The sequence below is a fragment of the Brevibacillus sp. M2.1A genome (genome assembly GCF_013284355.2).
Taxonomy (GTDB): Bacteria; Bacillota; Bacilli; order Brevibacillales; family Brevibacillaceae; genus Brevibacillus.
This window is the reverse complement of record NZ_JABSUY020000001.1, coordinates 3,029,012-3,052,181: the sequence shown is the minus strand read 5'-3', so window position 1 is coordinate 3,052,181 and position 23,170 is coordinate 3,029,012. Positions and strand designations below refer to the sequence as shown.

Sequence of the window (23,170 nt, the reverse complement as noted above, 5' to 3'; positions counted from 1 at the left end):
TTCCAGCATGTTATTTTCAATCTTGGGGTGATTTGAAATGGTGAAAATGGTTAGACTTTTAGCGTGCTTTCTTGCAATCTTTTTTATTTTCTTTGCTTCAGTTCCAGAGTCTGAAGGGGCAGAACTCAAGGCAAATGTCATTGTAGATTCAATGATTTATGGAAGATCAGAGGACAACAACACGTTTTTTATTTATGCCCTATTACTTAATCTAGGTGAAGCAACCGCTACAAATTTTAGCTACGCAGGTCTCTCATTTGAGGGCAAAAACGGAATGGACCACTTCTACCCCGAAACTAGCCACACTGTTATCAATTCATCGTTGAAGCTAGAGCCGGGACATTTTGTAGAAGCAAAATTTGAACTGCCCTTAGATTTTATTGATTCTAGGTTTAAAAACATAAATGACATCAAAAAAATTAGTATTTTGATTCTCCGCGATAACTCTGCTCCTTATAAAGACGACTCAGCAGTGACTGTGACCGTAAATAATAAAAAGCTTGTGCAACAAACCTTTATTGAAAATGATGTCACTTATGTTTCCCTTCGCGAGTTAGCCGACGTTCTTGGTGCTACGATCCAGTGGAATGATCCTACCCAAACGGCAACGCTCATCCTGAGAGACAACTTCATGGAATACGATAGACAAATAGTCATACCGGTTGGCAGTGATCGCTTTATTGATCAAGGTCGCGAAACTACTGTGTCGGGAAAAGCGAAGCTGTACAATAACACCACCCTGGTTGTACCTTTACGAGATATTGTAGAAATGCTGGATTACTATGTTGTTTTTGAACATAAAGGGGGTCAGAAAACCATCGTCGTCATTCCGAATGATCTTCTTTATAGATGAGAAGGGAAAAGCCTTCTTTACTGAAGGCTTTTCTAACATGATATTTTCAATCTTGGGGTGATTTGAGTTGGTGAAAATGGCAAAACTGTTTATGTGCCTTCTTTCGAGCTTTTTTATTTTCTTTGCTTCGGTTCCAGTTTCCTTGGCATCATTGGAGAAGAATCCTTTACTGTTCGAATTTACGGAAGTAAAATTTGTAACCAAGCCAGATGGAAGTCACTATGCACAAGGATACTTGAACTGGGGAAATCTCAGTCCTTATGAAATTATTGAACTTAAGGGAAGCATTGATTTGCTCAATAAGCAGGGACAAAAAATCAGTACGAAACCTAAATCCATTGAAAGTTATCATCTCGATTCGGGTACTAGTGGTTATGACTTTTTTGAATTGGTAGACTTTGATCTTGTTCCTTCCGTTACAAATCCCAAACAAATCGAGGGTGCTTATCTAAAACCAACGTATACATTTACATTAGGAAAAAAAGCTGAACTCAGACCTGACATCGTACCAGGAGGAATAACATTTGGGCCGTCCGGGGACACTCTCTCCATCAAGACCATTTTAATTAATCACGGAGAGGCAACAGCCTCAAATTTTAAATACTCGGGAATATCATTAACCGATCAAAATGGAATGGTACACTTCTATTCTGAAACAAATCACGATGTTATCAATTCATCATTGCGGCTAGAACCGGGGCAATTCGCCCGTGTATCCTTTCAAATACCAATGAATTTTATCAATTCTAAGTTTAATAGCTTTCAAGATATATTCACGATAAAGTTTTCTTTTACGCATGAGAACTCAGCACCTTATAAAGATACAGCCCTGAGTGTGACAGTTAATAATAAAAAGCTTAATGATTTAATCTTGGTTGAAAATGATGTCACATATGTGCCACTTCGCGACTTAGCGGATGCTTTTGGTGCTACTCTTCAATGGGACGATTCAACTCAGTCCGCAACAATCACAAAAGAGACCTACCCGGGAAGCGCAATTTGGATTACCATTCCAGCAGGGAGTAATCGATTCATCATCAATAATTACCCAGTTACTGCATCGGCAAAGGCAAAGCTGCACAATAATACCATTCTTGTGGTCCCGTTACGAGAAGTTGCAGAAATGTTAGAGTGCGAGGTTATTTTTGTTCATAAATGGGGGCAGAAATCCATTATAGTGATCCCATACGATTTTAGCGAAGATTAACAACTTCAATCACCTTCGCCAGCTATGGGATAGAATAAATTAGAAAAAGAGAGCCCACCAGCTCTCTTTTTTAACATTCAAAATATCTTCTTCGCATCCCGTTCTTCCTTCAAAATCTCTACAGCCTCGCGGAAACGCATAGAGTGAACCACTTCCCGCTCCCGCAAAAACTTCAAGCTGTCCTGCAAATCAACATCGTCGGTCATGTCGATCAGCCATTGATACGTCGCGCGGGCTTTTTCTTCTGCTGCGATATCCTCATACAAATCAGCGATTGGATCGCCCTTGGCAGCGATGTAGGCAGCCGTCCACGGTACACCACTGGCATTGTTGTAAAAGAGCGCCCGATCATGATTGGCGTAATGGTCACCCAGACCGGCTTCCTTCAATTCTTCTACCGTCGCGTCTTTGGTCAGCTTATACACCATCGTGGCAATCATCTCGAGATGCGCAAACTCCTCGGTAGCGATATCCGTTAATAATCCGACCACTTTATTTGGGATTGTATACCGCTGATTCATATAGCGCAAAGCGGCTGCCAGCTCTCCATCTGCTCCTCCGTATTGCTCAATCAAATACTTCGCCATTCTCACATCGCACTTACTGACACGAACCGGATACTGTAGTTTTTTTTCATAGATCCACATCGGTTTCGTTATCCCTCTCTTCTAAACTTGCCAAGGCCATGGATCATCATTCCACTGCCACGGATAGCCTGAATAGCTGCGGCCAAGATTTTGCAAAGGTCCATACAGCCTCTCATACTCGTTTGCCAAAACCCAGCGTTGTTCCGTTAAATCGTTAAACTGCTGGAGCGCATTCTGATCGGTTGGATGAGTATCTAAGTAAAGATTTAGCTCTACCAGCACGAAGTCGATCGCTTGCAACTGTTCAAGCAATGCGTAATATTGTTCATCGCCAAATCTATTTTCAGCTGTCATGTGCCTCCCCTCCCTAAATGACTCAGTCTGGGATCATATGGGCTAAAAAGCGCCGGCCATAGCGTACCTAATTTCAACGCTTCCATCGGGCTGTATTGCGGCAAGTTCTCTGGCTGAAACTGCATAAAAAGCTGAGGGGGCACCTGGTATGTTTTTACCCGAATCGGCGGACAAGGATCGAAGGGACCAACGTACGGAAAGTAGTCGCGTGTTTGCGAATGCAATGCCAATATCCTCCTCCAACTTGCAATGTCACTTCCTTCATGACTACACTATGCAGCCCACCCAGTAGGCGTGATTGCTACCCCAAAAAGAAAGGCATTCTCCTCCCCCGTTGCTTCATCCCGTCACTTGCAAGCTACCAATCATGCCGCTTTCTTTGTGTCCCGGGATCGTACAATAAAATTCATAGTTTCCTTCCTCCAATGCCTTCCACACTGTTTCAACAGACTCTCCCGGTTTGGCGTGCAAGTGAACCACACCCTCAGCCATTCCTCCATGCTGATGTTCACTGCTTGATTCTGAAATCGTAACGATTTTTCCATGAGAGGCAACCTTAATATCGTGCTCTACATTGCCATCATTTTGAAAGACGACTTTGATCTCCGTATCTTTTTTAACAGTAAATTGGTTCGGTTTATAGGAAAAGTCGACGGCTGTGAGGGTGATTTCTGTCGCATAAAGCGCCGGAGATGGAAACGGTAACGATTGAAACCAGAAGAAGACGGCAAGCAGCAACACAGCTGGGGTAGCTGGATGATGAAAAAAGGAAGACCACTTCGTTTCTTTTTTATTGAAATCAATCAGCTTGGATACGAGTAGCATACATACGGTATAGAGCATGACGAAAACAAACAGGAGAGGCTCTACTTTTTCACCGGGAACCATTTCTCCCAGCATCGCGCCCATCATCCCGCCCATGACGCCAGATAAGATTCCTTCTACAATACTCAGGATCGACAATGGAACGCCTAGCAAAAAACCAGACAATCCACCTGCCAGCATTCCCCACATAGTGGATACATAAAGGTCTCCCTTGTAAACATCGCCGAAGATCAACCCTCCGATCAGGCCAATTATCATACTGACAGACATCGTGCTCATCATGCCTTGCATATGATCGATCCCTTGCTTTCGTCGCCAAATAAACCATGTGAAGCAAGCATAAGCGAGACTGACGTAGATCAGGACCTGATACACCGCGCTCAAGATACCACCCCCGAGTATATTCCCCTCATTGTAAAGTATGTCCTACGCCAACTAAATAGGACAAAACGAACTAGAAAAGGACACCCTCGTTGAATTCATGCATAGACCGTCGTCTTCGTCTTTTTACTGCGAAAAACATCCCCTGCTTCATTTCAAAACTTGTCCAGATTTTGCACCGTCACACGCTTTCTCCATTATAAAAAGCTTCATTTCTGAAGCTTTTTATTTCATCAGCTTATTCATCGTGGTTAACAGCTCGTCAATGACTGCACTGTCCCCTTCTTGGATGCGCTCAATCACACACGATTTCATATGTCCTTCCAAAAGGATACGTCCCACTGAATTTAAGGCAGATTGTACTGCAGCAATTTGATTCAAGACATCATCACAATAAGCATCCTTCTCCACCATGCCCTTAATCCCGCGAATCTGCCCCTCAATCCGATTGAGACGCGCCTGCAAGTTTTGCTTGGTTTTTTCTGAATGATGACTGTTTCGATCAGATGTATGACAAGACTGCACAATGTTCAATTCCGCATTTGACAATAAGATTCCCCCTCTAATCATCCTACAATATTCACATCTCTGTCAGGAAGACAGCCCCAATTCTTTTCGGACATTCTCCAATCCAAATCGCTCGACAAACTTGAAAAACTTCTCTCTCTTTTTCCCTTGCGTCTGATACAACGCAATGATGCTTTGGACGATGGTGGATAATTGTTCTTCCTTCACCTGCTCGATCAGGAGCTGGGCTGTTCTGGCCTCCATTGTTTTCGATTGGCCTCCGACGTAGATTTCAAAGGTTTCTTTTCGCTTGACGATCCCGATATCTTTTACCAACGGCTCTCCACAGGCATTTGGGCAGCCTGTATAACCGACTCTCATCGTAAAAGGAACGGTCATCCCTGCAATCGTGTCATTTAAATTTCTCGCTGCCATAAGCCCTTCAATCTCCGCTCCTTTGCAAAAAGAACAGACTGACAAATTCTTTACAACAGAGCCCGTTTCGTACACGCATAAGCCTTTGTCACGCAGCGCATTTTTGGCAGCCTCCGCCTTCTCTTCATTCATCTCGACTATAAGCTGCTGAAAGATCGAAAGTTCGAGTTGGGCATCCTCGCCAACGATTTGACCGATTGCCATCATATCTGCAGGAGTAAACACAGAACCCCCGACACGAATTTCTGGACTTACGGCAAACTGTACACGCTTCAAAAAGCATTCCTCCTACACTATCTGGATTTGTAATATTCGGTCAACTGATCGATATACGAAAGGCTGCAATTCTACAATCACAGCCTTTCCCGCAACTTTTGCTTATACGACATCGTATCCTTGATCTTCAATCGTCTCTTTCACATTTTCCAGCGAAACAACAGATTCATCAAAAGTCACGCTTACCTGATTGTCAGCAAGGCTTACCGTTGCTTTGCTAACCCCTTCCAGTTTTTGTAGAGCACCTTCTATAGAGATAACGCAGTGATTGCAGGACATTCCTTGTACGTTCAAAGTGACATTCATTTTACATCCTCCTTTGTTTTTGGGAAACTTATCTCGATTACATTTTACAATACCCCTGTAGGGTATACAATACCCAAATTTACATTTCCTGCTGTGTACATTTAAAAGAGCTCCCCATCTATTTAAGACAGGGAGTTATTTGCTTACGCTTCTTGGCTGAGATGCGTTCTTATGGGAACAAAAAACACTTGCTCCACCTCATTCGCTGATAATGGGCGACTGTAATAGTACCCTTGAATTTCCTTGCAATGATTTTCTGTTAAAATATCCAGCTGATCCTTCGTTTCAATGCCTTCTGCAATCACATCCAATTTCAGATGCTTTGCCATCGAAATGATGGTGGCCACAATGGCTTTATCGTTTTCATTTCGAGACAGGTCTGTTATGAAGGAGCGGTCAATCTTTAGCTTGTGAATCGGAAACTTTTTCAAATAGCTCAATGAGCTGTAACCGGTTCCAAAATCATCCAAGCTAATTCTCGTTCCGATTTTGTTTAACTCTTGCAGGATACTGATCGATACTGCCGGATCCATCATCATGCTCTCCGTGATTTCCAGCTCCAAAAAGTGCGGGGCAAGCTTGGTTTCCTCGAGGATATTTTTGATGTACTGGACGAGGTTCCGTTGGTGAAATTGATGGGAGGACAAGTTGACGGAAACGGGTATCAACGGTCCCCCTCCATCATGCCACTGCTTCATTTGCCTGCACGCTTCGCGAAGCACCCATGTACCAATCTCATAGATCAACCCTGTCTCTTCAGCAATAGGGATAAACACTCCTGGTGAAAGCATCCCTTTGGTAGGATGATTCCACCTGACGAGAGCCTCCACTCCGATCATGCGATTACTTTCCGAATGAAATTGAGGTTGGTAGTACACCACCAGCTCTTTTCGTTCAATTGCTTTTCTTAGATCACGTTCTATTTCAATATTTTCCAGCAATTGGACGTCAAATTCGGGCGTGTAGAACAGATGACCATTTTTCCCCTGTTTTTTCACCTCGTACATGGCCGTATCCGCTTTTTTGAGTAGCGCGACAGCATCCGTTCCATGGTCTGGGAAGATTGCCGTTCCGATACTCGCTGATATGTAAAACTCACTGTCTTTTAGCGAGAATGGCTGTTTCAACGCTTCAATGATCTTATCCGCTAAACTCGCCGCTTCCCTGCGGTCCGCTCCTGTTTCGCAAAGGATGGTAAATTCATCTCCACCCATCCGGGCAATTGTGGCGTGGTACCCTTCCGCACTCTTTGCAATTCTGTCGCTGACCCCCTGCAAAAAGATATCGCCGTAGGAGTGACCCAAGGAATCATTGATCATTTTGAAACGATCGATGTCGATAACCATGATGGCAAAGCTCGATAAATCTTGGCTGCTTTTTTCAATGGATTGATGAAGAACTTGATTAAACTTTCTTCGGTTCGGCAAGTCGGTCAGCTCATCGTGATAAGCTAAATATCTGATTTTTTCTTTCACGCGATTCTCTTCGGTAATATCCTTCACAATGATGTGATTCCCCACCACTTCTCCTTCAATCTCAACCGGGACATTGAGTACACTCAACTCTACGCGATTTCCGTTCGGATGAAAAATGGTCGTCTCAAAATTATTCCGATTGGGCTGAAAAGACTGGGCAAAAGAATCTTTGGTGATGTCCCTTTTCTCCTCTACAATATGCATGCCAATTTTCGATACGTGTTGATTAATGAATTCTTCCTCCCGCAATCCACCAATCTTCGTAACAGCTGGGTTCATTTTGATAATACATCCGCCTGTATCTAAGGAAATAATCCCGTACTCATTATTTTTATAAAGGGAACGATACCAGCTTTCACTTTCCTGAATGACCGTATCTTTTTGCGAGAGTCGTTTGTTAATAAACAAGCCGAACAATGTAATGCCGATCAGTAAAAAGGTGGCCAAGACAATGATATAGGCCAAGGTCTCCGGCTCAATCTGCGTTTCCACTTCTGTTGTCGGCAGTTCTGTAACGTAGAAATGCGCTGCAACCATCCCGGTGTAATGCATGCCCGCGATTGCTGCTCCCATTATGAGTGAGCTGCCCAATTTGTATAAATACGCGTATTTTGCCTGATCACGGCGAAAGTAAAACAAGAGCCAAAGTGCCGCTGCCGAAGCAGTCGCTGCGATGATAATGGATAAAATGACGATCCACATATCGTATGTAATTTCAATAATCATCGCGGCCATTCCAACGTAATGCATCCCAGATATTCCAGCAGCCATAAGAATTCCCGCGATACCTAGCTGTCTCGCATGTAAGTTGCTTTTCGTGACGGTAAACAAGGCTATGCTTGAGACAAAAATAGCAAGGATGACGGATAGGACGACATACTCCATGTCATACAAAACCTTAATGGGGAGGGTAAGTGCCAGCATTCCGACAAAATGCATGGACCAGATTCCAAGCCCCATCGTTGTGGCACCAAAAATCAACCAGAGTAGCTGATGCTTCCCCTTACTTTTACTCACTCTGGCTGCCAGGTTGAGAGCAGAAAAAGAAGCTGCAACCGCGATTAAATAAGATAGTATCACAAGGAAACTGTCGTACGTTCCATGTATCTGGTGATCCAAGCTCGTTCACCGCTTTCCTTTTGTTAATCTCGATGGTCTCACTTAACCATGCTGCCTGATTTCCCATAACGATTTACCTGCAAAAAGGAATCGATTTCTTTCGTGGGCAGCGGCTTACTGTAAAAGTACCCTTGGACTTCATTACACATTTGTTCCTTTAGAAATTCAACATGTTCGTGTGTTTCTACGCCCTCTGCAATAACGGCAATTTTCATGTTGTGTGCCATGTCGATGATCGTTTTTATAATCGCTTGATTCCGTGGATTCAAATTCCGGACAAAGGATTGATCGATTTTGAGCCGGTCGATCGGAAATTGACTTAGATAGCTCAAAGAACTGTAGCCCGTCCCGAAATCATCGATACTGATGCTAATCCCAAGACCTTTCAACCGATTCAAAATCCGTATCGTATAGTCTACATTTAGCGCCATGCTTTCCGTGATTTCCAGCTCTAAGTATTGCGGTGATAAGCCTGTTTCTTCAAGGATTGAGGTAATCATCTCAATGAGGTTGTTTTGCATAAATTGGCGTAAGGATATATTCACTGCAACAGCCAGTTCTGTATAGCCTGCTTCTTGCCACACTTTTGTTTGCTGGCATGCCGTTCGCATTACCCATTCCCCAAGTGGAACGATTAAGCCTGTTTCTTCTGCGATCGGGATAAATTGAATTGGTGGGATGAGACCAAGGTCTGGATGTTCCCAACGAATCAGCGCCTCCATGCCGATAATCTTGCCGGTGTGCAAATGAATCTTCGGTTGGTAGTGCAGTGTAAATTGTTTCTCATCCAGAGCTTTTCGCAATTCTCTTTCAAGCTGTAGCTTTTTAGCTAAAACCTGATGCAGCTCCTCCGAGAAAAATTGATAATTATTTTTTCCTTGCTCTTTTGCCAAATACATGGCTGCGTCTGCATGCTTCAGTAGCGCTTCGATATCGTCTCCATCATCCGGATACATGCTGATGCCGATACTTGGTGTGATAAAGATTTCGATATGGTCTAACGTAATCGATTCTGACATGCTCGTGATGATTCGCTGCGCAATTTCACCAGCCTCCTTGTGTGAGACACCTGTGAGAAAGATGGCGAACTCATCTCCACCTAGTCGAGAAACAGAATCTTCTTTTCGCAAACAACCGATGAGACGATTTGCTACTGCTTGTAAAAGGACATCCCCAATGGAGTGGCCAAGCGTGTCATTGATGTTTTTGAAACGATCCAAATCGATGAACATGACGCCGATTTTCTCATTTTTTTGTTTTGCCTTGAGCATGGCCTCAGCCAGTTTTTCATGAAAAAGCGTTCGATTAGGCAGGTTGGTTAAGGAATCGTAATGGGCCATGTAGCGAATCGTTTCTTCTGCCTTTTTTCTCTCGGTGATGTCAATCATGGAGCCTACCATTTCCACGATCTCTCCGTTTTCCTCAATAGGCGACAATGTAATGTAATAATCATTTCCGGATAGTTTCAGTTCGAAGGTAACAGACTCACCAGCAAATGCTCTGCGAAAATAGCTTTCCATTTGCTCCGCTACCTCATATGGAAAGATTTCATACGATGTTTTTCTCAACATCCTCTCAGACGTTAGCCCGAGCTCTTCGGCAATTTTCCCTTCACACAAGGTATAGGTGATGTTTCCTTTTGGATCTGTTACGATCTTGAACACGCAGTTTTGCAAGTTTTGGACCGTCCTGCGAAAATCGTTCTGCAATGCTTCTGCCAATGCTGCCTCTGCTTCAATCCGGTCGGTAATATCCGTACGGATCGAAACATATTGATACGGAACTCCCCGGTCGTCTAAAAATGGCACGATGGTCGTATTCATCCAGTATTCACTGCCGTTTTTGGCGCGGTTCTTCACTTCGCCCTTCCAGACTCGTCCTTGCTTGATCGTTTCCCACATCAATTTAAAAAACGACTTGGAATGATAGCATGAGTTAATGACCCGATGTGTATTTCCAACCAATTCATCCACTTCGTATCTGGAGATTTCACAAAACTTGTCATTTACATAAGTAATGACGCCTTTATCGTCTGTAATCGCTACAATCGAAGATTCATCAAGTGCATTTTTGATATCGTGCAAGTCCTTCATCGTCTTTGAAAGAGACTCTTCCATCTGCTTTCGTTTCGTGATGTCCGTCCCAATTGCCACGTACTGATAAAGGAAACCACTGTCGTTCATGAACGGCACTAACGTCATGCTAAGCCAGTATTCCGTACCGTCCTTTGCCCGATTTTTCATCTCGCCTTTCCACACTTTTCCTAGGCTGATGGTATCCCATAGCGATTTAAAATAGTTTCTCGGATGGAAACCGGAATCGACGATGTTATGGTTTTTTCCGATTAATTCCTCTCTACTAAACTTGGATATTTGACAGAAGTTGTGATTGACGTAGGTGATGATTCCTTTTTCATCTGTTATCGAAATAACAGATGACTCTTCCAATGCAGATAATGCATACTTTACATCTCTGATTTGATTAAACACATGGCACCCCCGCCTGTTCTCGCATTACAATTGAAACTTACGAATGGAATGCTGCAGCTCTTCTGCCATTTCGGCGAGTGTACTAGAAGCGGTTGTAATCTGTTCCATAGAAGCTGTTTGTTCTCCGCCACCATTCTTGAAACATGAGCAATTCCCTCTGAAAATTCCACGACGGAAACCGTTCCGTAATTGGCTTTATTGATTTGTCCTGACATTTCTTGTGTTCTTTTCGAGATTCGTTTGACTCGCGATTTTCGTAATAATCGAAACGATTGAACCGACTTCTTTTGATTTTTCGCCGAGCATATTGACCACTTCAGTTGAAGAGCTCACTCTTTGATTCATCTCATTCATTTGCTCGATAGATTTGGCAACCACTTCATTCCCTTCTGTTGCTGTTTTGTTCGCTTCAATGGATGAGCTGATCGCATGCTCCATGCTCGTTGCTGTCAATTCCTCGGAGGAAGCGGCTACTTGTTGTGAATGGAAGGAGACTCGTTCTAATAAATCTTGCAAATTGTGCTTCATTCGGGAAAAATGGCGGGCAAGTTCACTAATCCCTTTATCTTATGTAACGGCATTTACCATAGGTCTTTTGACCTTTTTTCATCAATTAACATCGTTCTGTAACATTTCTGAAATTCTTTTCGACAAGGAAAAAGCCCCGACTGCCAAGGCAGACGAGGCTTACATTTTCATTTATGCGGCTCATGTTTCCTGCATGTCTTATCGTTTTGGCGCCCGAAAACCTGCTTGCTGGGCTTCTTCCTCCGTCGCAAACCACATTTCCGCTTTTGTTTGCTCATAGCTAGCGGAGCCAGGAACGTGATAGATTTTCTCGCCCTTGCTGTTGACATTGCCCTTGATGGTCTTGCCTTCTGGTGGTGCAGCGTCTGCGGCGGTATTGTTATTGGATTGTTTTTGGGGCTTGGCTTTTTCCTTAGAAGCCCCTGCCTTTTGCCCTTCTAAAGCCCAAAGCCCTCGATTCTGCTCCCGCGCCTCACGCTCGGCTGCCAGGAACAGCTCTGCTTGGGCTACATTCGGTGGGATCGTCATGATCCGGGCGTAGCCGTCACGAACGAGCTTTTCATTGACAAAGGTTCCATCTTCCAAATATACGTAAGCAAGCAAACGCTTGTATTTGTCATAGGGCTCGACATCGAACTTCAGCTTAACCTTTTTACCCGTTAAAAGCTCCTTGGAGTAATCGCTCGCTTCTTTCCCATACGGTTCGACTGGATGGTTGGGTTTCACTGTCTCCGGGGTATCTACGCCAATCATACGGACTTTTTCCCCGCTGTCCAGTTCGAATGTATCGCCATCAACCACTCGTTTGATCACAGCATCCATCTCTCCGTTAGCTTCTGGTTTGCCGGACGCTCCACAGGCCGATAGCAAAAGAGCCAGTGCGAGCAGATACATTGCAAATCGTTTCATAGACTTCCTTCTCCTCTTCTATGTTGCATTGTTTTCCAGCGTAGTGGATTTGCCCGCGCAGGTCAATAGGAGAGAAAAAAGTACAAACACTCAAGACTTTTGGTAAAATAATGAAAATGGAAAGGGAGCGATTCTTGATGGGTTGGGCTGAATTTCAACTTGTACCAAACCAGTACAACGACGAATGCAAAAAAATCGACGAGAGTATTCTTCAGCTACTTCGTGAGCGAAAAGTGCTTGCAAACGGGAAAAGATTAACCCCACCCCAGGAAATCCGACAGGAATGGGCTGAGAAATACGGTATCGATGAAGCTGAACTTGGTTGGTTTCTGCACACATTAAATTCTGAAATAAGGCCCGTATTCCCTGATGAGCACGGCGAATTGATCGGTGTGCTGCCAATTATGAAAACAACTGTGCTTGATGGTTTTACCTACACATTGACACATGCCATGCAACACAAGAATTTGAGCATCGTTCATGTCGAGATAAAATCGGGATTGACCGATTATGAAGACATTGGTATGCTACGCCCACATCTCATGCTTGAAATCAAAAGCTCACAGGAGCACCATGTACGCAAAAGCGGAGCGCGCGGCTCTGAGCGAAAAATCTCCCTGCAGTTTATGGTCAGTCCTGCCCTTCCCGATCAACTCGATAGTGTTGGCTTCTCCTTGACCCCCTACGCAGCGCCACGAGAACTGCCACCGCTCGAGTATGTGTTGGATAAAGAAGTCCATTTTGGGTAACGAAAAAAACGACCTTCGCGCAAGGTCGTTTTGTTTATACGTCCAGATTTTAGTCACGATCGGCACTAAACAAGAACAACAGGACGACCACGACAATAATAATCCATATAAATTCCTCGTTCTCGCGATCAAAAAAACCGTCGAACAGACCCATGGTGGAGTCCTCCTTTCCTTCTCGCTACAGCCTATGCAAAAGGCTAGACGCGTGCCAGTAGGTGGAAGAGCCCAAAAGTGAAATGCGTGTTCGACAGACGACTTTTAAAAAACCTCAACAAGAATGTACTACTTACTAGTAGACAGGATCAAATGCGTATAGGTACCTAGCTGTCTGACTTCATTCGTAAAACCAAGATGAACAAGCTCCTGTAGCAACCGAGAGCGATCAGCATAACAGCGGTCCTGAATATCTGCTATCACGCTCGTATGGCCAGCCTCCTCTAGTGCAACAAGATGCGCTTGTCTATGTGCCTGATCCACAAACATCAAATCGGCAATGACCAAGCGTCCCCCTGGTTTTAACACACGACGACATTCCGCCAAGGCAAGCTGCTTTTGATCATCCGTCAAATGGTGCAAGGCGTAACTCGTAGCCACAAAGTCAAACCGATTTTCTAAAAACGGAAAGGCGAAAAAGGTTCCCAGCTTCGTCTCGACCTCTGGGTGTTTCGCTCTGCATTGCTTCAGCATTTGCGGTGATTGGTCGAACCCGCTCATCCTGGCTCCTTTTTTCACAAGACGCCCTGCGAGGTTTCCAGTTCCCGTTCCGGCATCTAGGCCACATTCTCCCGGTTTGACTGCAACTGTCGCAACGACTTCATCCAGCACGTTTTCGTAAGATTCGTGACCATTCCCGCCATATACCCATTCGTCGTATCGGTCCGCCCATTCATTAAAATTCCATCGATCCACCCAGTTATCCCGAGTCTGCTTTAATCGCTTGTTCGCCTCTGCCAATGTAAACAGCTCTGCTGGATCAATCGACTCTCTACCCTTTATCCGCTCAATCATCGCTTCTGTCGTTTGGATGACCTTGCTCATTTCTACCCATCTTGTATACATAAACGAACGCTGCAGCTCTAAATAATGGAGAAGAGTGCCTTCCTGATCCTTCATTTGAATCAGAAGCTCCCGAATGTCTTCTACCGCCATCCCGACCTCGCGCAGTGTAATGATGGTTTGCAGTCTCCAGACATCTTCCTCTGTGAACTGGCGATAACCGGATGCATCTGCTTTCGATGGCTTGATTAGCCCTTTTTCTTCATAATATCGAATCGCACGCGGGGTTATTTGCAAGCGATGGGCCATGTCTTTGATTTGCATGGAACTCTCTCCCTGTATCATTCTTTTCTTATCATAAACCTTGACGCAGCGTGAATGTACAGATAGAAAGAAAAAAAGCTGCCGGATTCCTCCCGACAGCTCATTTCTATACTTATTAATGTGGCGCCGGCTCAGAAATTTGTTGGAGAGCGTCACTCGCCTCATCGTGGTGGACTTGACGAACAGCCATATCTGCCAACGCCACAATTCCGACCAGCTTGCCATGCTCGACAACGGGCAGGCGACGAATTTGATGCTGAGCCATCACCTTTGCCGCTTCATCAACCGTCATTCCTGGCTGACCGAGAATAATGTCTCGGGTCATGACAACCTCGGTTGCAGTCGATCCTTCATGCTTTTCAGCCAAACCGCGAATCACAATATCACGATCCGTAATCACGCCGATCACATCATTTTTTTCATCTACAACCGGAATGACCCCTACATTCCAATCGCGCATTTTGCAAGCCACTTCATACACATTATCCTTAAGCGTCACAGTAGCGACATCTTTTGTCATAATTTCGCGCAGAGTGCGATTTTCCAGCTTTGCCATTTCATTCTCCTCCTTTTGCTAATCAACGATTGTAGTTTGTCCGCTCATCTATCGTTTCATTCGCAAGAAAGAGTATGATATATTGCGCTTCTTCCAAAAACAGACTATGATTAATAAGTGAATATCTCACCCATTTTTAGGAGGAAAAAGAATGGTCATTAAGGACACGGGTATTGGCACGAAAGAAGTCTTTTTCGCCGATCTGGAGCACTATATGAGCGAACTCGGCTTTGATCGCGGCGCTTGGGATTACAAGCATGCTACATACGATTATAAAATCCAAGATAAAGGCAACGTCTTCTACCTGCGCATCGAAGCGAACGTGACAGAAGGCAAACTTGAGGATACGCACGCAGTCCTGAAGCTCGAAGATCCTTACATGGGCAAACACCTTTTCCCACACGGTCTGGATTACGATTACCCAATGCCAGACTCCGTTGTAAAAACAGCGAAGTTGAAGCTGCAAATGCTGGGTGAAAAGCTGTCCTCACACTAAAAAATGAAATGGCACGGTGTACAGAGAGGAATCCCCTCTCTGTTTCACGTAGAGGGGGGTTATTTTTATGAAGACGAGGGGCGTACCTGACTTCTTGCTCCTGTTTTTGACCGCCCTACTTGTTGGGTTTGGGATAACCATGGTGCTTAGCTCCAGCTCCATTTTCGCGTTGACGAGCTTTACAAGCGGCGGCTGTGATTATTGTGGCGGAGATGAGCTTTATTTCGTGAAGCGTCAATCTGTTTTCTTGCTGCTCGGTGTCGTTGGGATGCTGGTGGCCATGAACATTCCCTTCTCCTTTTATAAGAGAAACTTCTTATTGATTGCGCTAGTCAGCTTCTTTTCTTTGCTCCTGGTCCTTGTTCCAGGTATTGGTAAGGAAGTAAACGGAGCTCGATCGTGGTTTGAAATCGGTTCTGCAACTATACAGCCTGCGGAGTTTGCCAAGCTTGGCCTTATTCTGTACTTGGCAGCGATCATCTCCAAAAAAGGGAACGGGATTCAAAAGCTGAAATCTGGTTTGATGCCCCCACTGATGGTAACGGGGATGTTTTTTATGATGATTGTAGTCCAGCCTGACCTCGGTTCTGCCGCCATCTTGCTCGGGTGCGCTTTGATTGTCATGATCTGCGGTGGAGCCAAAATCCGTCAACTGGTCGGTCTCGGTGCACCAGCTGTGACTGTTGCGCTATTGATATACATCACAGCTAAGCCCCATGCCTTGAATCGGATTTACTCGTACCTCAATCCGTGGAGTGATATGGATGGCACCGGCTACAACATTATTCAATCCTGGATTGCGATTGCACATGGCGGTCTGACTGGGACAGGCTTTGGGAAAAGCATTCAAAAGTATTTGTATTTGCCCGAGAGACATACCGATTTTATTTTCTCAATCATGACAGAAGAGCTTGGTTTTATCGGTGCCTCGGTGTTCCTCTTGATTTTCTTGCTTTTCCTGCTGCGAGGCATCCATATTTGTCTGCGCGTAAAAGACACCTTTGCCAGTCTGGCAGGTATCGGTGTTGTCAGCATGTTTGCCATTCAGGCGATCTTAAACATCGGCGGAGTGACGGGTTTGATTCCTTTGACAGGTGTACCATTGCCGTTTATCAGTTATGGTGGTTCCTCCTTACTCGTATGTCTGCTCGCCACTGGCTTTTTACTCAGTATATCGCGGGAAGTCAGTCGCCAGAAGGTAGAAGAGCAATTACAAAAACAGCCATATGCCATGTGAAAAACAAACAAAAGGGATACCGGATGCGTCCAGTATCCCTTTTTTCTTAGTCATTTCGAAGAAGTTCGATTGTTTCCACCCGTACATTCACAGCTTCCACATAAAGACCTGTCAGTGTTTCCACCGCTTCTTTTACTTTTTCCTGTAGGACGTGACAGACGTGATGGATCTGCGCCCCATAACGGACGGATACACGCATGTCAATGGTGACTCTGTCGTCGATTACGGATACAGTAATGCCTTTCGCGCCGCCATTCAGCTTTTTCGCCAAATCTTGATAGATTCCGCCTGAACGGACTGTGACTTCCAACACTTCTTCTACAGCAACGCCAGCAATGATTGCGATCACCTGATCTGCTACTCTGATTTCGCCAAGCCTGTCAGCCATCAGGACGCCCTCCCTCTTCGCCCGTTTCGTTCTTCCCCCACTGGTTTCATTTGCCTTTTCTTTCATTATAAACAAATCATGCTTGGGCTTGGAAGGAAATTTGTTTTTTTCTCTCCGTTAGTGTCGGAGACGTGCAATGTATGTCAACGAGTGTCAACTGATCTGCAGCAAAAGCCTCCCGCAATACTGGCTCAAGAGCTTGTACCTCTTTGACAACCTTGCCGCTGATTCCGCAAGCACTCGCCAATTGCTGAAAATCTGGATTACGCAATTTCACTCCAAAAGGGATCAAACCCGCCTGACTCATTTTCACCTCTTCCAATCCTAATGTCCCATTGTTCACCACAAGAATCACAATCGGAAGTTGGAGCTGGGCCGCTGTCATAAGTTCCGCCAGATTCATTTGTAATCCCCCATCCCCAGCGACGCAGACGACCTGCTTCTCAGGATAGGTGAGCTTTGCAGCCACAGCCGCAGGCAACCCGAATCCCATTGTTCGCCACTTTCCCGAAAAGAGTGGGGTCTGTTTTTTCCCACGGAACGCACGGTTAAACCAGATTGTGTGCTCCCCCGTATCCAGGACGATAATCGCATCTTCATTGACCATGCCCCCAAGTGTATGCATCAAGGTTTGTGGCTTTACTCGTTCACTCACTTGTTGAATGACTGCTTGCTCTGTCTCCTCGCCAAACTCTCCATGCCAACGCTTGATCTGTTCCTGCCACGCATCGTCTTTTCTGTGCGATTGCAAACGCCTCATCCAGATCGGCAGGACATCATCCAATTCAGCTGTGACAGACTGGAGGTAGGGATGAGCATGTATGGATCCAGGCTGATGATCTACTTGAATGACGGACAGTTTCTTTGGCAAAAAAGTACGAGGGAACCAGCTCGCTCCCAGAATCAGCAACAAATCTGCTTCCGCTAACGCATGTAAAGCGGTTTCGCTGCCCCCCTCTCCCCAACCGCCAATCACAAGTGGATGAGATTCATCAACCGTCCCTTTTGCTCCGAGCGACAGCAACACCCCTGCCCCTAGCTGTTCCGCTAGCCTCACACACGAATCGGCCGACTTGCGGGCACCGATTCCAAGGAGAACGAGAGGCTTTTTCGCCTTCGCAACCTGCTCGGAAACAAGCTCAATCTCCATCCGATCAGGATAAATGGCATGTGGAATACGTGGAAGTGCTGCAAGGACAGCTTCTGAAGTCGTTTGGGTGAAGACATCCTTGCAAATGGCGAGATGTGTCACTCCTTTTTGTTGCATAGCCGTGACAAATGCTTTGTGCAGAACACTTTGGATTGCGTCTGGATGCGTAATCGTTGTCGAATAAAAACTGATGGGGCGTATCATATCTTCTTGTGAGATAAACTGCTTGTACGCACCACCCAGCTTGTATGTCTCCACTTGACCTGTAATTGCAATGACAGGTACACGATCCGTATGGGCATCTGCAAGTCCATTCAGCAGATTGACGAAACCCGGCCCCATCGTCGCGGTACAAACAGCCGGAAACCCCGTCAGTTTTGCTTCCGCACTTGCCATCATGGCCGCAGCAGATTCATGCTTGCAAGCAATGTATTGAATGTCGGATTGCTTCGCGATCTGATCCAGCCAGGCAAAGATTCCGTCACCTGCCACCCCGTAGATTCGTTTTACTCCCCATCTAATCAATTGCTCCGTCAAATATTGCGCGACCTGCATCAAAATCTTCCCCTTTCAGGACAAAGTGCAAATACATGTACTCGTAGTCTACGCATTCTCCAATATTTTACTAAGACCAAAATGACGGAAGTTGGAGAACCTAACAATAATCAACTGATATACAAATCCATACCCGAAGGAGGGTAAGAAATGAAACAGCCTGTCAAATGGCTGCTAGCTGTAGTAGTATTCGCACTTCTGATTACGTCTGCGGTTATGGTATCTCCCTTACGCTCGGATGCATTCAGTAAGCAGATCGTCAAAGTAGGGGCAGAAGGCTCAGACGTGCGCGAAATGCAGTATCGCTTGAAGCACCTTGGCTTCTATACCGGAAAAGTAGACGGGGTATTCGGATGGCGTTCTTATTGGGCGCTGCGTAACTTTCAGTATGAGTTTGGCTTAACCGTAGACGGTGTCCTTGGGGCGCAGACGAAAGTAAAGCTGTACAATGCAACGAAAAATTATAAGCCCACTGCTTCTGATCTCGGGGTGCCACAAACCGCAACCCCAGCACCAACGAAGCCTTCTACGCCTTCTAAACCTACGTATCACGCAGCTGGAATATCGGAGAACGACCTGCGTCTGATGGCGAATGCCGTTTACGGAGAATCGCGTGGAGAGCCCTACATTGGCCAAGTGGCAGTGGCGGCTGTTATTCTAAACCGGACGAAAAATGCGTCCTTTCCCAATACACCCGCGGGCGTTATTTTCGAACCTCGGGCCTTTACGGCCGTGGCGGATGGTCAGATTTGGCTAACACCGAACGAGCAGGCAAAAAAAGCAGTGAATGACGCGCTCAAAGGTTGGGACCCAACTGACGGGGCCATTTATTATTTCAACCCGGATACCGCTACATCCGGTTGGATTTGGAGCCGCCCTCAGATCAAAAAGATCGGCAGACACATTTTTTGTCGTTAGCATTCTATTAAAAACAGGCACGACAGTCGTAAACTGTGTGCCTGTTTTCCTTTTCGCGTTTCATTTCGAACGCTGCGATTGGAAATGCTGGGCCATTTTGATGAATCGTTCTTCCGGTTCAGTGGTCCCGCAAACTCCACATTGTATCATGTAGTTCTCACCTTTGTACGGCTGGTGAAACATATCGAGCTGGTCTTGATGGAGTTCTGCTACGACTTCGCCTGACTGTGGATCCAGTCTTATATAGCGAGGGGTCTGCTCAATGACAGTGAACCTCATCCGATTCGATTTACATGTCGGGCACAATAAAGGCTGGGTCATAAAAAAACACCTCCCTTTTCTAGTTCATGGTTAGTTTTGTCCAGAACAGGAACTCTATACCTATAAGGTTTAGAGATGCGTAAAAACTGCTGAGGTGATGAAATGAACTTGAAACTCTTTTTCTCATTAGTAGGCGGGAGCATGCTATTAGCCCTTTACGCCCACTATTTTTCTGGAAATGAAATGCTCCAATTCGCCACGTCTTCCCTTGCCATCATTTTTTTGGCGGCTTGGCTCGGAAAATCGACAGAGAGCGTCGCCCATTATGCTGGGGACCGAATCGGGGGCTTTCTTAACGCTACCTTCGGAAATGCCGCTGAACTTATTATTGCTTTTTTTCTGGTGAAAGAAGGCTTGTTCGATATGGTCAAAGCCTCTATTACCGGTGCGATCATCGGAAATATGCTGTTGGTTCTCGGCTTGAGCACGCTACTGGGCGGTCTTAAGTACAAGGAACAAACCTTCAATAGCAGGCTGGCCAGTCACAATGCTTCCCTGATGACACTCGCAATCGTCGCTTTGTTCATACCGGCAGTCTTCATGTTTGATCTGCCTATGATCAAGGTAGAGATCATCAGCATCGTCATCGCCAGCCTGCTCATCATTGCCTACATTTTATGGCTCATCTTTTCAATGATTACCCACAGTGATTTTTTATCGGATATCGAGCCGCAAGAAAGTGATGCGGTATGGTCAAAAGGCGTCTCTCTCTTGATGCTTGCTGTCTCCACCTTTTTCGTGGCCGTTGTCTCGGAATGGCTGGTAGAGGGAGTTCAGCATGTCTCCGAATCGTTAGGGTGGTCAGAGTTATTCGTCGGTGCTTTTGTCATTGCGATCATCGGGAATGCGGCAGAGCACAGCGCTGCCATGCTTTTGGCACTAAAAGGACGCATCGGTGCAGCAGTCGAAATCGCGATCGGCTCCAGCTTGCAGATTGCCTTGTTTGTGGCCCCTACTCTCGTCATTCTCAGTCTCTTGCTAGGCAATCCGATGGACATCGTGTTCACTAGCTTTGAATTAGCTGCGATCGGAGTTGCTACCTTTATTACGATTTCCATCACACGGGATGGCGCTACGAACTGGTTTGAAGGCGTACTCCTTTTGACGGTGTATATTATTTTGGGTACGGTTTTTTTCTTCGCGTAGGGCGCAGGAACAAAAAAGGCTCCGCCATCCTAAAGTGGCGAAGCCTTTCGTTGTTTTACCAGATTCCCAGCATTTGCAGGAAAACGGCGAGAATCGCGATAGGTGCTACATATTTAATCAGGAGAAGCCAAACAATAAACAGGCGTTTGCCCAGAGAAGTATGCGCCCCCAGCTCGTTGATCAAGGTCTCCCGCTTCATTTTCAAAGGAACGAAGATCGCAATAAGCAGCGCTCCCAGCGGCATCAAGATATTGCTGACCAAAAAGTCCATCGCATCAAAGATAGATTTACCGAACAGCGTAACCTCGCTCCATACGCCGAATGACAACGCCGACGGTACACCGACGATAAAGATCAACAGACCAACCACCCAAGCAAGGCGCTTGCGCTTTGCTTCGTCCCCTTTTGCAAGAGATGCGACGATAATTTCCAACATCGAAAAAGCCGAAGTCAACGTAGCGAAAAGGAAAAGAGCCAAAAAGATTAACAGAAAAATACTACCGAAGGCAATTTGTTCAAACACAGAAGGCAGTACGATAAACAGTAATCCCGGCCCTGCTGTTGGCTCTACTCCAAGGGAGAAGACAGCAGGGAAAATCGCCAAACCGGCAAACAGCGATACGAGCAGATTCAAACTGACAATCGATCCAGCAGAACGAACCAGACTTTCGTTTTTGGCAAGGTACGAGCTGTACGTGACCATGACAGACACCCCGACGCTCAGCGCGAAAAAGGATTGGCCCAATGCGTACAGGATCGATTGTGCACTCAGCTTGGAAAAATCAGGACTCAGAAAGAAGGAAACGCCCTCCATCGCTCCATCCAACGTCAAGGAACGAACCATCAATACCATGAATAAAAGGAACAAACCAGGCATCATGTACTTGTTAGCGGACTCAATTCCACTCTGTACGCCTCTCGCGACTACCCATGCAGTGATGAGCATGAAAACCAACTGCGCAACGACTGCACTAACAGGATCACCGATAACGTCACCAAACACTTTGTCATAAGCTGGCCCTTGCAATTGACCAGTAAACCCGCGAAGAAGATAACTAAGAATCCAGCCCCCCACTACACTGTAAAAGGACAAGAGCAAGAAGCAAGTGATCACCCCAAGGCGACCGATCCAATGCCAGAGTGACCCTGGCGCAATTGTTTTGTACGCACTGATCGCCTCTTTTTGCGTACTGCGTCCGATTGTGAATTCTCCTAGCAACAGCGGAAGACCAATTGCTAGTGTAAAGATGATGAAAAGGAGAAAAAACGCTCCACCACCGCTCGTTCCGACCATATAAGGAAATTTCCAAATGGCCCCCAATCCAATCGCCGAGCCTGCTGCTGCCAAGATGAAGCCGAGCCTGCTCGTCCATTGTTCGGCTTGTTTCATAGTCTTCACCCTCCAAAGATATTCTTTTTATGCTCAAAAATGGATACAAAAAAACCCGCCCCAAAAAGGGACGAGTTTTCATTTCTCGCGGTACCACCCTACTTAGACATCCCCCTAAAGGCGATGCCTCGCTTCGTCATTGATAACGGGTGTGACCCGGACTCTCCTACTGGCGGCGCCTGCGTTCAGAGGTCAGCTCAAGAGTGAATTCAACGGGGCTTCCATCAGGCTGCTCTCAGTCTATGGCAGCCTTTCCTGTCATGTAGCAGGTCCGTTTACTAGTCTCTTTCCTTGCTTGTTTCTATGATTCGATTGTTGGGCATTCACGAAAATTAAAAAAACCCGTCCAAAAAAGGGACGAGTTATTCGCGGTACCACCCTGATTAAGTGCACGGGATACAGAACCCCTACACACTTCTCTCCATCATTGATAACGGGAATGACCCGATTCCTCCTACTAGGCGAAAAGCCATTAAGAGGGCTGCTCAGGAGGGAATTCTACGGGGCGCGCTTCAAAGCTGCTTACAGTCTAAGGCAGCTTCTCCCTGACAAGCGGTGATTCCGCATACTAGTCTCCATCATCGCATTTCAAAATTAATAAAAAATTATAGAATTTAATTTAATATAAATATACGAAATAGGCAAGTGTTTTTTCTTTTAACAAAATGAAAAGCGAGGATAATCGCCGCTCTC

At 45.7% G+C, this 23,170-nt stretch carries 24 protein-coding genes and 2 other annotated features; of the genes, 7 read left to right on the top strand and 17 right to left on the bottom strand.

Translation table 11 applies throughout. The features are described from left to right. Positions 1 to 37: 37 nt before the first annotated feature. Positions 38 to 853, top strand: coding sequence for a copper amine oxidase N-terminal domain-containing protein (locus HP567_RS15065; RefSeq protein WP_173609649.1), 816 nt, complete (start codon positions 38 to 40; stop codon positions 851 to 853). A gap of 76 nt (positions 854 to 929) precedes the next feature. Continuing rightward, positions 930 to 2,060, top strand: a complete 1,131-nt coding sequence (locus HP567_RS15060) for a copper amine oxidase N-terminal domain-containing protein (protein WP_229088215.1) — start codon at positions 930 to 932, stop codon at positions 2,058 to 2,060. Positions 2,061 to 2,137: 77 nt separating this feature from the next. Here the strand turns inward: HP567_RS15060 and HP567_RS15055 are convergent, their stop codons facing one another. The 11 genes from HP567_RS15055 to HP567_RS15005 form a co-directional block, all read right to left on the bottom strand. Beyond that, on the bottom strand, positions 2,138 to 2,707 hold the full coding sequence (locus HP567_RS15055) for a manganese catalase family protein (protein ID WP_007725798.1): 570 nt from the start codon (positions 2,705 to 2,707) through the stop codon (positions 2,138 to 2,140). Positions 2,708 to 2,728: 21 nt separating this feature from the next. Then, positions 2,729 to 3,001 carry a spore coat protein CotJB gene (locus HP567_RS15050; protein ID WP_173609651.1) on the bottom strand — a complete coding sequence of 91 codons (273 nt, stop codon included), beginning with the start codon at positions 2,999 to 3,001 and terminating at the stop codon, positions 2,729 to 2,731. Further along, positions 2,998 to 3,225 carry a spore coat associated protein CotJA gene (locus HP567_RS15045; protein WP_173609652.1) on the bottom strand — a complete coding sequence of 76 codons (228 nt, stop codon included), beginning with the start codon at positions 3,223 to 3,225 and terminating at the stop codon, positions 2,998 to 3,000. The genes HP567_RS15050 and HP567_RS15045 overlap by 4 nt, the downstream gene beginning before the upstream one ends. A 115-nt stretch (positions 3,226 to 3,340) precedes the next feature. After that, the gene (locus HP567_RS15040) at positions 3,341 to 4,201 is read right to left on the bottom strand and encodes a cupredoxin domain-containing protein (RefSeq protein ID WP_173609841.1); all 861 of its coding nucleotides are present in this window, start codon (positions 4,199 to 4,201) and stop codon (positions 3,341 to 3,343) included. Positions 4,202 to 4,432: 231 nt separating this feature from the next. After that, complete coding sequence (locus HP567_RS15035; protein WP_173609653.1) at positions 4,433 to 4,756, bottom strand: metal-sensitive transcriptional regulator; 324 nt, start codon at positions 4,754 to 4,756, stop codon at positions 4,433 to 4,435. 42 nt (positions 4,757 to 4,798) lie between these two features. Beyond that, positions 4,799 to 5,425, bottom strand: a complete 627-nt coding sequence (locus HP567_RS15030; RefSeq protein ID WP_173609654.1) for a nitrite reductase — start codon at positions 5,423 to 5,425, stop codon at positions 4,799 to 4,801. A gap of 102 nt (positions 5,426 to 5,527) precedes the next feature. Continuing rightward, on the bottom strand, positions 5,528 to 5,731 hold the full coding sequence (gene copZ, locus HP567_RS15025; RefSeq protein WP_173609655.1) for a copper chaperone CopZ: 204 nt from the start codon (positions 5,729 to 5,731) through the stop codon (positions 5,528 to 5,530). Between the two features lie 143 nt (positions 5,732 to 5,874). Next, positions 5,875 to 8,325, bottom strand: a complete 2,451-nt coding sequence (locus tag HP567_RS15020) for a bifunctional diguanylate cyclase/phosphodiesterase (RefSeq protein WP_173609656.1) — start codon at positions 8,323 to 8,325, stop codon at positions 5,875 to 5,877. A gap of 38 nt (positions 8,326 to 8,363) precedes the next feature. Beyond that, complete coding sequence (locus tag HP567_RS15015) at positions 8,364 to 10,814, bottom strand: bifunctional diguanylate cyclase/phosphodiesterase (protein WP_173609657.1); 2,451 nt, start codon at positions 10,812 to 10,814, stop codon at positions 8,364 to 8,366. 195 nt (positions 10,815 to 11,009) lie between these two features. Beyond that, positions 11,010 to 11,330 (bottom strand): hypothetical protein, encoded by a 321-nt coding sequence (locus HP567_RS15010; RefSeq protein WP_229088035.1) that lies wholly within the window; start codon positions 11,328 to 11,330, stop codon positions 11,010 to 11,012. 210 nt (positions 11,331 to 11,540) lie between these two features. Continuing rightward, positions 11,541 to 12,251, bottom strand: a complete 711-nt coding sequence (locus tag HP567_RS15005; RefSeq protein ID WP_173609658.1) for a thermonuclease family protein — start codon at positions 12,249 to 12,251, stop codon at positions 11,541 to 11,543. 137 nt (positions 12,252 to 12,388) lie between these two features. On the opposite strand from HP567_RS15005, the gene HP567_RS15000 reads away from it, so the two are divergent. After that, on the top strand, positions 12,389 to 13,000 hold the full coding sequence (locus tag HP567_RS15000; RefSeq protein WP_173609659.1) for a hypothetical protein: 612 nt from the start codon (positions 12,389 to 12,391) through the stop codon (positions 12,998 to 13,000). Positions 13,001 to 13,282: 282 nt separating this feature from the next. Here the strand turns inward: HP567_RS15000 and HP567_RS14995 are convergent, their stop codons facing one another. Together HP567_RS14995 and HP567_RS14990 are read right to left on the bottom strand one after the other, a co-directional pair. After that, positions 13,283 to 14,320: a MerR family transcriptional regulator gene (locus HP567_RS14995; protein WP_173609660.1), complete on the bottom strand. Its 1,038-nt coding sequence runs from the start codon at positions 14,318 to 14,320 to the stop codon at positions 13,283 to 13,285. Positions 14,321 to 14,435: 115 nt separating this feature from the next. Beyond that, positions 14,436 to 14,876: a CBS domain-containing protein gene (locus HP567_RS14990; protein WP_173609661.1), complete on the bottom strand. Its 441-nt coding sequence runs from the start codon at positions 14,874 to 14,876 to the stop codon at positions 14,436 to 14,438. 151 nt (positions 14,877 to 15,027) lie between these two features. Between HP567_RS14990 and HP567_RS14985 the strand changes: the two genes are divergently transcribed. Then, positions 15,028 to 15,372, top strand: coding sequence for a YugN family protein (locus HP567_RS14985; protein ID WP_047068784.1), 345 nt, complete (start codon positions 15,028 to 15,030; stop codon positions 15,370 to 15,372). Between the two features lie 67 nt (positions 15,373 to 15,439). Beyond that, positions 15,440 to 16,609 (top strand): putative lipid II flippase FtsW, encoded by a 1,170-nt coding sequence (gene ftsW / locus HP567_RS14980; RefSeq protein WP_173609662.1) that lies wholly within the window; start codon positions 15,440 to 15,442, stop codon positions 16,607 to 16,609. 46 nt (positions 16,610 to 16,655) lie between these two features. Here the strand turns inward: ftsW and HP567_RS14975 are convergent, their stop codons facing one another. Together HP567_RS14975 and HP567_RS14970 are read right to left on the bottom strand one after the other, a co-directional pair. After that, positions 16,656 to 16,997, bottom strand: a complete 342-nt coding sequence (locus tag HP567_RS14975) for an Asp23/Gls24 family envelope stress response protein (protein ID WP_173609663.1) — start codon at positions 16,995 to 16,997, stop codon at positions 16,656 to 16,658. A gap of 76 nt (positions 16,998 to 17,073) precedes the next feature. Next, entirely contained in the window at positions 17,074 to 18,702 is a 1,629-nt protein-coding gene (locus tag HP567_RS14970) for a thiamine pyrophosphate-binding protein (RefSeq protein ID WP_173609664.1), read from the bottom strand. A 150-nt stretch (positions 18,703 to 18,852) separates the two neighbouring features. On the opposite strand from HP567_RS14970, the gene sleB reads away from it, so the two are divergent. Then, on the top strand, positions 18,853 to 19,620 hold the full coding sequence (gene sleB / locus HP567_RS14965) for a spore cortex-lytic enzyme (protein WP_173609665.1): 768 nt from the start codon (positions 18,853 to 18,855) through the stop codon (positions 19,618 to 19,620). A gap of 60 nt (positions 19,621 to 19,680) precedes the next feature. On the opposite strand, the gene HP567_RS14960 is transcribed toward sleB, so the two are convergent. Continuing rightward, positions 19,681 to 19,941 (bottom strand): hypothetical protein, encoded by a 261-nt coding sequence (locus tag HP567_RS14960; RefSeq protein ID WP_173609666.1) that lies wholly within the window; start codon positions 19,939 to 19,941, stop codon positions 19,681 to 19,683. Between the two features lie 102 nt (positions 19,942 to 20,043). On the opposite strand from HP567_RS14960, the gene cax reads away from it, so the two are divergent. Further along, complete coding sequence (gene cax / locus HP567_RS14955; RefSeq protein ID WP_173609667.1) at positions 20,044 to 21,087, top strand: calcium/proton exchanger; 1,044 nt, start codon at positions 20,044 to 20,046, stop codon at positions 21,085 to 21,087. Positions 21,088 to 21,142: 55 nt separating this feature from the next. On the opposite strand, the gene HP567_RS14950 is transcribed toward cax, so the two are convergent. Then, positions 21,143 to 22,477 carry a sodium-dependent transporter gene (locus HP567_RS14950; RefSeq protein ID WP_173609668.1) on the bottom strand — a complete coding sequence of 445 codons (1,335 nt, stop codon included), beginning with the start codon at positions 22,475 to 22,477 and terminating at the stop codon, positions 21,143 to 21,145. Positions 22,478 to 22,540: 63 nt separating this feature from the next. Continuing rightward, positions 22,541 to 22,778: a binding site (T-box leader), on the bottom strand. Positions 22,779 to 22,827: 49 nt separating this feature from the next. After that, positions 22,828 to 23,068 (bottom strand) — a binding site (T-box leader). Positions 23,069 to 23,170: the final 102 nt, after the last annotated feature.

Coding starts and splice junctions, on each gene's coding strand:
- HP567_RS15065 (WP_173609649.1), top strand. CDS start 38: ATGGTGAAAATGGTTAGACTTTTAGCGTGCTTTCTTGCAATCTTTTTT.
- HP567_RS15060 (WP_229088215.1), top strand. CDS start 930: ATGGCAAAACTGTTTATGTGCCTTCTTTCGAGCTTTTTTATTTTCTTT.
- HP567_RS15055 (WP_007725798.1), bottom strand. CDS start 2,707: ATGTGGATCTATGAAAAAAAACTACAGTATCCGGTTCGTGTCAGTAAG.
- HP567_RS15050 (WP_173609651.1), bottom strand. CDS start 3,001: ATGACAGCTGAAAATAGATTTGGCGATGAACAATATTACGCATTGCTT.
- copZ (WP_173609655.1), bottom strand. CDS start 5,731: ATGAATGTCACTTTGAACGTACAAGGAATGTCCTGCAATCACTGCGTT.
- HP567_RS15005 (WP_173609658.1), bottom strand. CDS start 12,251: ATGAAACGATTTGCAATGTATCTGCTCGCACTGGCTCTTTTGCTATCG.
- HP567_RS15000 (WP_173609659.1), top strand. CDS start 12,389: ATGGGTTGGGCTGAATTTCAACTTGTACCAAACCAGTACAACGACGAA.
- HP567_RS14995 (WP_173609660.1), bottom strand. CDS start 14,320: ATGCAAATCAAAGACATGGCCCATCGCTTGCAAATAACCCCGCGTGCG.
- HP567_RS14990 (WP_173609661.1), bottom strand. CDS start 14,876: ATGGCAAAGCTGGAAAATCGCACTCTGCGCGAAATTATGACAAAAGAT.
- HP567_RS14985 (WP_047068784.1), top strand. CDS start 15,028: ATGGTCATTAAGGACACGGGTATTGGCACGAAAGAAGTCTTTTTCGCC.
- ftsW (WP_173609662.1), top strand. CDS start 15,440: ATGAAGACGAGGGGCGTACCTGACTTCTTGCTCCTGTTTTTGACCGCC.
- HP567_RS14975 (WP_173609663.1), bottom strand. CDS start 16,997: ATGGCTGACAGGCTTGGCGAAATCAGAGTAGCAGATCAGGTGATCGCA.
- HP567_RS14970 (WP_173609664.1), bottom strand. CDS start 18,702: ATGCAGGTCGCGCAATATTTGACGGAGCAATTGATTAGATGGGGAGTA.
- sleB (WP_173609665.1), top strand. CDS start 18,853: ATGAAACAGCCTGTCAAATGGCTGCTAGCTGTAGTAGTATTCGCACTT.
- HP567_RS14960 (WP_173609666.1), bottom strand. CDS start 19,941: ATGACCCAGCCTTTATTGTGCCCGACATGTAAATCGAATCGGATGAGG.
- cax (WP_173609667.1), top strand. CDS start 20,044: ATGAACTTGAAACTCTTTTTCTCATTAGTAGGCGGGAGCATGCTATTA.
- HP567_RS14950 (WP_173609668.1), bottom strand. CDS start 22,477: ATGAAACAAGCCGAACAATGGACGAGCAGGCTCGGCTTCATCTTGGCA.